Origin of the sequence: Streptococcus sp. k-628 (genome assembly GCF_013277475.1) — a bacterium.
GTDB lineage: Bacteria > Bacillota > Bacilli > Lactobacillales > Streptococcaceae > Streptococcus.
Map to the genome: position 1 here is coordinate 1 of NZ_VMMZ01000064.1, position 8,495 is coordinate 8,495.

Sequence of the window (8,495 nt, forward strand, 5' to 3'; positions counted from 1 at the left end):
GAAATTCATTTGACTTTCCTAATCAATTTGTGCATATCTTATTTCATACTCAATGAAAATCAAAGAGCAAACTAGGAAGCTAGCCGCAGGCTGCTCAAAGCACTGCTTTGAGGTTGTAGATAGAACTGACGAAGTCAGCTCAAAACACTGTTTTGAGGTTGTAGATGAAACTGACGAAGTCAGTAACCATACCTACGGCAAGGCGACGCTGACGAGGTTTGAATGAGATTTTCGCAGAGTATTCTTATATTCACTTGTAATAAAGCTTAATAGATGGTAAAATAGACGAGTGAAAAAAAGACAAAACAAAGCAAAAAATAATCTACTGTGGCAGTATGGTCTAGGGATGACGATTTTGTTTGTGGTTATCAGTGCTTCCTTTCTGTATCTAGTGTTTCTGAGTATGAAACCTTATCAAACAGCTAAAAGTGAAGGAGAAAAATTAGCTCAGCAGTATGCAGGATTAGAGCAGGCTGATCAGGTTGACTTATACAATGGCTTGGAATCCTATTATAGCGTTCTTGGTCGTAATAAAAAACAAGAAGCACTTGCTGTCCTGATTGGAAAAGATGACCATAAGATTTACGTTTATCAGCTAAATCAAGGTGTTTCACAAGAAAAAGCAGAAGCGGTTTCTAAGGAAAAAGGAGCTGGCGAGATTGACAAAATTACCTTTGGCCGTTATCAAGACAAACCAATCTGGGAAGTCAAGTCAGGATCTGATTTTTATCTAGTAGATTTTGAAACAGGAGCATTGGTCAATAAGGAGGGCCTATGAAACTATCCAATCGTGTTTTAGAAATGGAAGAAAGTGTGACTCTGGCTAGTGATGCAAGAGCAAAGAAGTTAAAGGCTGAAGGAAAAGATGTACTTTTCTTAACTTTAGGTCAGCCCGATTTCCATACTCCCAAAAATATTCAAGATGCAGCTGTTGCAGCCATTCGAGATGGACGTGCTTCTTTCTATACGGTAGCTTCAGGTTTGCCTGAGTTAAAAGCAGCAGTCAATACCTATTTTGAGCGTTATTATGGTTATTCCGTAGCGGCCAACGAAGTCACATTTGCTACCGGTGCTAAGTTCTCACTCTATACTTTCTTTATGGCTGTGGTCAATCCAGGTGATGAAGTCATCATCCCAACCCCATATTGGGTTAGTTATGGAGATCAGGTCAAGATGGCAGAAGGGATTCCAGTTTTTGTTCAAGCTAAAGAAGACAATGATTTTAAAGTTACGGTGGATCAACTAGAACTAGTTAGGACAGATAAGACAAAGGTTTTGGTTCTCAATTCACCATCTAATCCGACTGGTATGATCTATACTCGTGAAGAATTACTAGCTATCGGAAATTGGGCAGTTGAGCATGACATTCTGATTTTAGCAGATGATATATACGGTCGCCTTGTTTATAATGGAAATGAATTTGTTCCAATCTCAAGTCTATCAGAAGCAATTCGTAAGCAAACCATTGTCATTAACGGTGTATCTAAGGCCTATGCCATGACGGGTTGGCGGGTAGGTTATGCAGTGGGTGATCCAGAACTCATTGCTGCTATGAGCAAATTGACAGGTCAAACAACTTCTAACCTAACTGCTGTTTCACAATATGCAACCATCGAAGCCCTAACTGGACCGCAAGATTCTGTGGAAGTTATGCGTCAAGCATTTGAAGAACGTCTCAATACCATCTATCCACTCTTGTGTGAAGTCCCTGGTTTTGAAGTTGTCAAACCACAAGGAGCTTTCTATCTCTTTCCAAATGTCAAAAAAGCTATGGAGATGAAAGGTTATAGCGATGTAACAGCATTTACGACGGCTATTCTTGAAGAAGTTGGTCTAGCCTTGATTACAGGAGCAGGATTCGGAGCGCCAGAAAATGTCCGCCTCAGCTATGCGACAGACCTAGACACGCTTAAAGAAGCAGTTAAACGCTTGAAAGCATTTATGGGTAGTGAGAATGATTGATCATTTTGAAATTAAGGTAAAGGATTTACAAATTTCAGAAGGATTTTATAGGAGTTTTCTCGCTCCTTTGGGCTATAAATTGGCTTTTAAGACCACTTCTCTAATCAGTTTTCTTGCCCCAAACAGCCCTCATCCTGGTGGTGATTTTTGGCTGGCTCAGGGGAAGCAAAATCCTATTCACTTTGCTTTTTTAGCAGAAAATAAGGAAGAGGTTCAAGCTTGTTATGAGGCTGGTTTAGAGGCAGGTGGGCGAGACAATGGAGCTCCTGGTTATCGCAGTGAGCAACCGATTTACTACGCTGCTTTTGTGGTTGACCCAGATGGGAACAATATAGAAGTGGTTTGCCATAAAGAATAAAAAAAGAAAAGGAAAAATAATGACAAAACGTGTAACGATTATTGATGTAAAAGACTATGTTGGTCAGGAAGTGACGATTGGCGCTTGGGTTGCCAACAAATCAGGAAAAGGGAAAATCGCCTTCTTGCAATTGCGTGATGGAACAGCCTTCTTCCAAGGTGTGGCCTTTAAACCAAACTTTGTCGAAAAATTTGGTGAAGAAGTAGGACTTGAAAAGTTTGATGTTATCAAACGCTTGAGCCAAGAAACGTCTGTCTATGTGACAGGTATTGTCAAAGAAGACGAACGTTCTAAGTTTGGCTACGAGTTGGACATTACAGACATCGAAGTGATCGGTGAATCTCAAGACTACCCAATCACACCAAAAGAACATGGAACAGACTTCTTGATGGACAACCGTCACTTGTGGCTCCGTTCTCGTAAGCAAGTAGCGGTGATGCAAATCCGTAACGCTATCATCTACGCAACTTATGAGTTCTTCGACAAGAATGGCTTCATGAAATTTGATAGCCCAATTCTTTCAGGAAACGCGGCAGAAGATTCAACTGAACTTTTTGAAACTGATTACTTCGGAACGCCAGCCTACTTGAGCCAATCAGGTCAGCTTTACCTAGAAGCAGGCGCTATGGCCCTTGGTCGTGTCTTTGACTTTGGTCCAGTATTCCGTGCTGAAAAATCAAAAACACGTCGTCACTTGACTGAGTTCTGGATGATGGACGCAGAGTACTCATACTTGACACATGATGAGTCACTTGACTTGCAAGAAGCTTATGTAAAAGCTCTTCTTCAAGGTGTTCTTGACCGTGCGCCTCAAGCCTTGGAAACTTTGGAACGTGATACAGAACTCCTGAAACGCTACATTGCAGAGCCATTCAAACGCATCACTTATGATCAAGCCATTGACCTCTTGCAAGAGCATGAGAATGATGAAGATGCTGACTACGAACATCTTGAGCATGGTGATGACTTTGGTTCACCACACGAAACGTGGATTTCAAACCACTTTGGTGTGCCAACATTTGTCATGAACTACCCAGCAGCTATCAAGGCCTTCTACATGAAACCAGTTCCTGGAAATCCAGAGCGCGTGCTTTGTGCAGACTTGCTTGCCCCAGAAGGCTATGGAGAAATTATCGGTGGGTCTATGCGTGAGGAAGACTACGATGCTCTTGTAGCTAAGATGGATGAACTTGGTATGGATCGTACAGAGTACGAATTCTACCTTGACCTTCGTAAATACGGTACAGTTCCACACGGTGGATTTGGTATCGGTATCGAGCGTATGGTAACCTTCGCGGCAGGAACAAAACACATCCGTGAAGCCATTCCGTTCCCACGTATGTTGCACCGTATTAAACCATAAGAATAGGAAAACGCCCATGTGGCGTTTTTTCGAATTCCAGAGTTTTTACTTGCGTAAAAAATTTTTTTCTAGTATAATAGTTTATTGTGAGCGAACCTCACTTACCCCTTGCAAAGTCTTGGGGTCATTAGACCAAAAGGAGGAACATATCAATGGCTAAATACGAAATTCTTTATATCATTCGTCCAAACATTGAAGAAGAAGCTAAAAACGCTTTGGTAGCACGTTTTGACTCTATTTTGACTGACAACGGTGCAACTGTTGTTGAATCAAAATCTTGGGAAAAACGCCGTCTTGCATACGAAATCAAAGATTTCCGTGAAGGACTTTACCACATCGTTAACGTTGAAGCAAACGACGACGCAGCTCTTAAAGAGTTTGACCGTCTTTCAAAAATCAACGCTGACATTCTTCGTCACATGATCGTCAAAATTGACGCGTAAGAAGGTAAACTATGATTAACAATGTTGTACTTGTAGGGCGTATGACACGTGACGCTGAGTTGCGTTATACCCCATCAAATGTAGCAGTTGCGACTTTTACTCTTGCAGTAAACCGTACATTTAAGAGTCAAAATGGCGAACGTGAGGCTGATTTTATCAATGTCGTTATGTGGCGCCAACAGGCTGAAAACCTTGCTAATTGGGCTAAAAAAGGCTCACTTATCGGGGTGACAGGTCGTATCCAGACTCGTAGTTACGATAACCAGCAAGGACAACGTGTCTACGTGACAGAGGTCGTGGCTGAGAATTTCCAAATGTTGGAAAGCCGTAGTGTGCGTGAAGGTCACACAGGTGGAGCTTATTCTGCACCAACTGCAAACTATTCAGCGCCTACAAATTCAGTACCAGACTTTTCACGTGATGAAAATCCATTTGGAGCAACAAATCCATTGGATATTTCAGATGATGATTTACCATTCTAATGGACAACTAAAATTATAAAGGAGAAAAAACATGGCTCAACAACGTCGTGGCGGATTCAAACGCCGTAAAAAAGTTGATTACATCGCAGCAAACAAAATTGAATATGTTGATTACAAAGATACTGAGCTTCTTAGCCGTTTCGTTTCAGAACGTGGGAAAATCCTTCCTCGTCGTGTAACAGGAACTTCAGCTAAAAACCAACGTAAAGTAACAACAGCTATCAAACGCGCTCGCGTAATGGCTTTGATGCCTTTCGTAAATGAAGATTAAAGAAAAGACCCGGTTGGGTCTTTTTTTCAGGTCCAGTGGACCTCTTTTTCATGAGCTTGAAAACAAGAAAGTGAATTAAGACCCCGACGGGTCTTTTTTCACGAGATAGTTTTTTTCTGACCTTGGCGTGCTATAATAGTAATAGAAAGAGTAAAGGTGGGTAAGTCAAAGATGAATTGTACGATTAGAAATATGATTAAGTCTGATATTGAATCCTTATCTCATGGATTTATGAATCAAGGTTGGCCTGGTAGAGAGGAAATTTTGGCTAGATATTTTCTGGAACAGGAAAGTGGGGAGAGAGAAGTCTTAGTTGCAGAGATTGATGGTGCTGTAGCGGGCTACGTTACCATTTTGCCCTCTGCTAAACATGGTCCTTTTGCAGAAGTCTATCCAGAATTATCAGATTTTAATGTGTTTGAGCCTTTTCGAAATCAAGGGATTGGGAGTCAACTGCTAGAAGAGGCAGAAAATCGAGTTAAGTTTTTTTCAGACAAAGTGACGTTGGGTGTAGGTTTGCACTCAGGCTATGGACCTGCCCAGAGATTGTATATCAGACGGGGCTACATTCCAGATGGGACAGGTGTCTGGTATCGAAATCAACCCTTGGAAATGAATGCTACTATTCAAAATAATGATGATTTAGTTCTGTACTTATCAAAGAAGTTCGAATAAGAGATGGCGAATTTCTTTGAAAATAGGGGATTTAGCTACTTTATGGTATAATGGAAAGAGTTAGATTGAAAGAGGTAGTGAGATGGATGCCAAATTAAGATACAAGGCAAAAAAGATTAAGATTGTCTTTTTTGATATTGATGATACATTGCGAAATTCCAAGACAGGTTTTATTCCGTCTTCAATCCCAACTGTTTTTAAGCAATTACGTGAGAAAGGAATCTTGACAGGTATTGCTTCTGGACGGGGGATTTTTGGTGTTGTACCAGAGATTCGTGAACTGAATCCTGACTTTTTTGTGACCTTAAATGGGGCTTATATCGAAGATAAAAAAGGTCAGGTTATTTATCAACATCAGATTGAGAAGTCAGATGTTGAGGAGTATATTTCTTGGGCCAAGCAAGAGGAAATAGAGTATGGCTTGGTTGGGAGTCATGATGCCAAATTGTCGACTCGTACCGATATGATTAGTGAAGCTATCAATCCAATTTATCCCGATTTAGATGTAGATCCTGATTTCCATGAAAAAGAAAATATCTATCAGATGTGGACTTTTGAAGATAAAGGAGATGACTTGCACTTGCCTGACAGTCTCTCAGACAAACTTCGCATGGTTCGTTGGCATGAGCATTCGTCTGATATTGTGCCGATTTCAGGCTCCAAAGCGACGGGGGTGGAAAAGGTTGTGGAACACCTTTGCTTGAAACCAGAGAACGTCATGGTTTTTGGAGATGGGCTGAATGACTTGGAACTCTTTGATTATGCTGGAATCAGCGTTGCAATGGGAATTTCTCATGATAAGATCAAAGAAAAAGCAGATTATATTACAAAAACATTAGAAGAAGATGGCATTTTTGATGCCTTAGAAGGATTTGGTATGGTAGAAAAAGAATTGCATTTCCCACAAGTAGCCATTGAAACAGTAGAAGGTCCTCTTGCGACCATTAAGACCAATCACGGAGACTTGCGTATTAAGCTCTTCCCTGAACATGCTCCTAAAACAGTGGCTAACTTTGTTGCACTTTCAAAAGATGGTTACTATGATGGAGTCATTTTCCACCGTATTATCAAGGACTTTATGATCCAAGGTGGAGATCCAACTGGAACTGGTATGGGTGGCGAGTCAATCTACGGCGAATCATTTGAGGATGAATTCTCAGAAGAACTTTACAATATCCGTGGTGCTCTTTCCATGGCAAATGCTGGTCCAAATACCAACGGTAGCCAGTTCTTTATCGTGCAAAATCAACACCTACCTTATTCTAAGAAAGAAATTGCTCGTGGTGGTTGGCCAGAACCGATTGCGGAAATCTATGCCAACCAAGGAGGAACTCCTCACCTAGACCGCCGTCATACTGTTTTTGGTCAGTTAGCTGATGAAGCTTCTTATGCTGTCTTGGATACCATTGCTTCTGTTGAGACAGGGGCCATGGACAAGCCAGTTGAAGATGTCGTGATTGAAACAATTGAAATCGAGGACTAAGATGAAAATCGGTGATAAGCTAAAGGGGCGTATTACAGGGATTCAGCCCTATGGTGCCTTTGTTGAACTAGAGACGGGTGATACGGGACTGATTCACATTTCAGAGATTCGGACAGGCTTTATTGAAAATATTCATGACGCCTTGAAAGTCGATGAAGAGGTTCAGGTTCAGGTAGTGGATTTAGATGAATTTACAGGGAAAGCCAGCCTTTCTATCCGCACTTTGGAGGAAGAAAAGCACCAGTTTCCGAGACGGAGACGCTTTTCAAGCGACCGCTTTAACTACGGCTTTGCGCCCTTTCGACGAATGCTACCAATCTGGACTAGAGAAGCCCTGCACCATTTAAAAAAGAAGAAGTAGTTTAGAGTTTTATATTTTTTGTAATGTTAATATAAATCTGCTATAATAGAACCATGGAAGAAGAACAATTATTAAAATCAGGGGAGCGCATTAACCAGCTCTTCTCAACAGATATCAAAATTATTCAAAATAGAGAGGTCTTTAGCTATTCGGTGGACAGTGTTCTCTTGTCACGCTTTCCACGTTTCCCTAAAAAGGGCTTGATAGTGGATTTTTGCGCTGGAAATGGAGCAGTGGGGCTATTTGCTAGCACTCGGACTCAGGCACAGATTTTGGCTGTTGAGATTCAGGAGCGTTTGGCGGATATGGCTGAGCGCTCTGTCCGTTTGAATGGTTTAGAAGAGCAGATGGAGGTCATCTGTGATGATTTGAAAAATATGCCTGCTTACATCCAGGGAAGTAAGGTGGATATGATTTTGTGTAATCCACCCTATTTCAAGGTGGATCCTCATTCTAATCTGAACGAGAGCGAACATTATCTCTTGGCGCGCCACGAAATCACGACTAATTTGGAAGAAATCTGTCGTAGTGCCCAGAGTATTCTCAAATCTAATGGGCGTTTGGCCATGGTTCATCGTCCTGATCGACTCTTGGACATTCTGGATATGTTGCAACGGCATAATCTAGCCCCAAAGCGCCTGCAGTTTGTTTATCCAAAAAGAGAAAAGGAAGCCAATATGCTCTTGATTGAGGCTATCAAGGATGGCTCGACAAGTGGCTTTAAGGTCTTGCCACCTCTCATTGTTCACAATGATGATGGCTCTTATACGCCGGAACTCGAAGAGATTTATTATGGATCATAAGGCTTATATGTACGTGCTGGAGTGTCGTGATGGTTCCTACTATACGGGTTATACGACTGACGTGAGAAAACGCCTCGCTGTCCACAATAGTGGGAAGGGAGCCAAATATACACGAGCACGCTTGCCAGTCAAACTTATCTATGCTCAAGGTTTTGCCAGTAAGGAAGAAGCCATGTCGGCAGAAGCCCTTCTCAAGCGTAAGAAGAGGCCACAGAAGGAGCAATTTTTATCTGAAAATCAAGATAGAAATTTACTTATACTCAATGAAAATTAAAGAGCAAACTAGGAAGCTAG

The 8,495-nt window shown here is 41.5% G+C and carries 12 protein-coding genes; all 12 read left to right on the forward strand.

Annotated elements, in window-relative coordinates; translation table 11 throughout:
* Nucleotides 1-289 precede the first annotated feature (289 nt).
* Entirely contained in the window at nucleotides 290-778 is a 489-nt protein-coding gene (locus tag HT730_RS07760) for a DUF5590 domain-containing protein (RefSeq protein WP_049512551.1), read from the forward strand.
* On the forward strand, nucleotides 775-1,962 hold the full coding sequence (locus HT730_RS07765) for a pyridoxal phosphate-dependent aminotransferase (RefSeq protein WP_173307264.1): 1,188 nt from the start codon (nucleotides 775-777) through the stop codon (nucleotides 1,960-1,962). The genes HT730_RS07760 and HT730_RS07765 overlap by 4 nt, the downstream gene beginning before the upstream one ends.
* Nucleotides 1,955-2,320, forward strand: coding sequence for a VOC family protein (locus HT730_RS07770; RefSeq protein WP_061424169.1), 366 nt, complete (start codon nucleotides 1,955-1,957; stop codon nucleotides 2,318-2,320). Before HT730_RS07765 ends, HT730_RS07770 begins: the two co-directional genes overlap by 8 nt.
* Before the next feature lie 16 nt (nucleotides 2,321-2,336).
* Nucleotides 2,337-3,683 carry an asparagine--tRNA ligase gene (gene asnS / locus HT730_RS07775; protein ID WP_161683683.1) on the forward strand — a complete coding sequence of 449 codons (1,347 nt, stop codon included), beginning with the start codon at nucleotides 2,337-2,339 and terminating at the stop codon, nucleotides 3,681-3,683.
* A gap of 152 nt (nucleotides 3,684-3,835) precedes the next feature.
* Nucleotides 3,836-4,126 (forward strand): 30S ribosomal protein S6, encoded by a 291-nt coding sequence (gene rpsF, locus HT730_RS07780; protein ID WP_001151777.1) that lies wholly within the window; start codon nucleotides 3,836-3,838, stop codon nucleotides 4,124-4,126.
* Between the two features lie 11 nt (nucleotides 4,127-4,137).
* On the forward strand, nucleotides 4,138-4,608 hold the full coding sequence (gene ssbA, locus HT730_RS07785; protein WP_000609606.1) for a single-stranded DNA-binding protein SsbA: 471 nt from the start codon (nucleotides 4,138-4,140) through the stop codon (nucleotides 4,606-4,608).
* Between the two features lie 31 nt (nucleotides 4,609-4,639).
* Nucleotides 4,640-4,879 (forward strand): 30S ribosomal protein S18, encoded by a 240-nt coding sequence (gene rpsR, locus HT730_RS07790; RefSeq protein ID WP_000068664.1) that lies wholly within the window; start codon nucleotides 4,640-4,642, stop codon nucleotides 4,877-4,879.
* Nucleotides 4,880-5,050: 171 nt separating this feature from the next.
* Nucleotides 5,051-5,554 (forward strand): GNAT family N-acetyltransferase, encoded by a 504-nt coding sequence (locus tag HT730_RS07795; RefSeq protein ID WP_031222773.1) that lies wholly within the window; start codon nucleotides 5,051-5,053, stop codon nucleotides 5,552-5,554.
* A gap of 82 nt (nucleotides 5,555-5,636) precedes the next feature.
* Nucleotides 5,637-7,037 (forward strand): bifunctional Cof-type HAD-IIB family hydrolase/peptidylprolyl isomerase, encoded by a 1,401-nt coding sequence (locus HT730_RS07800; RefSeq protein WP_173307265.1) that lies wholly within the window; start codon nucleotides 5,637-5,639, stop codon nucleotides 7,035-7,037.
* A 1-nt stretch (nucleotide 7,038) separates the two neighbouring features.
* Nucleotides 7,039-7,398, forward strand: a complete 360-nt coding sequence (locus HT730_RS07805; RefSeq protein WP_050246774.1) for a S1 RNA-binding domain-containing protein — start codon at nucleotides 7,039-7,041, stop codon at nucleotides 7,396-7,398.
* A gap of 53 nt (nucleotides 7,399-7,451) precedes the next feature.
* A complete protein-coding gene (locus tag HT730_RS07810) occupies nucleotides 7,452-8,201 on the forward strand; it encodes a tRNA1(Val) (adenine(37)-N6)-methyltransferase (RefSeq protein ID WP_173307266.1) in 750 nt (249 codons plus the stop codon).
* The gene (locus HT730_RS07815; RefSeq protein ID WP_173307267.1) at nucleotides 8,191-8,475 is read left to right on the forward strand and encodes a GIY-YIG nuclease family protein; all 285 of its coding nucleotides are present in this window, start codon (nucleotides 8,191-8,193) and stop codon (nucleotides 8,473-8,475) included. The genes HT730_RS07810 and HT730_RS07815 overlap by 11 nt, the downstream gene beginning before the upstream one ends.
* Nucleotides 8,476-8,495: the final 20 nt, after the last annotated feature.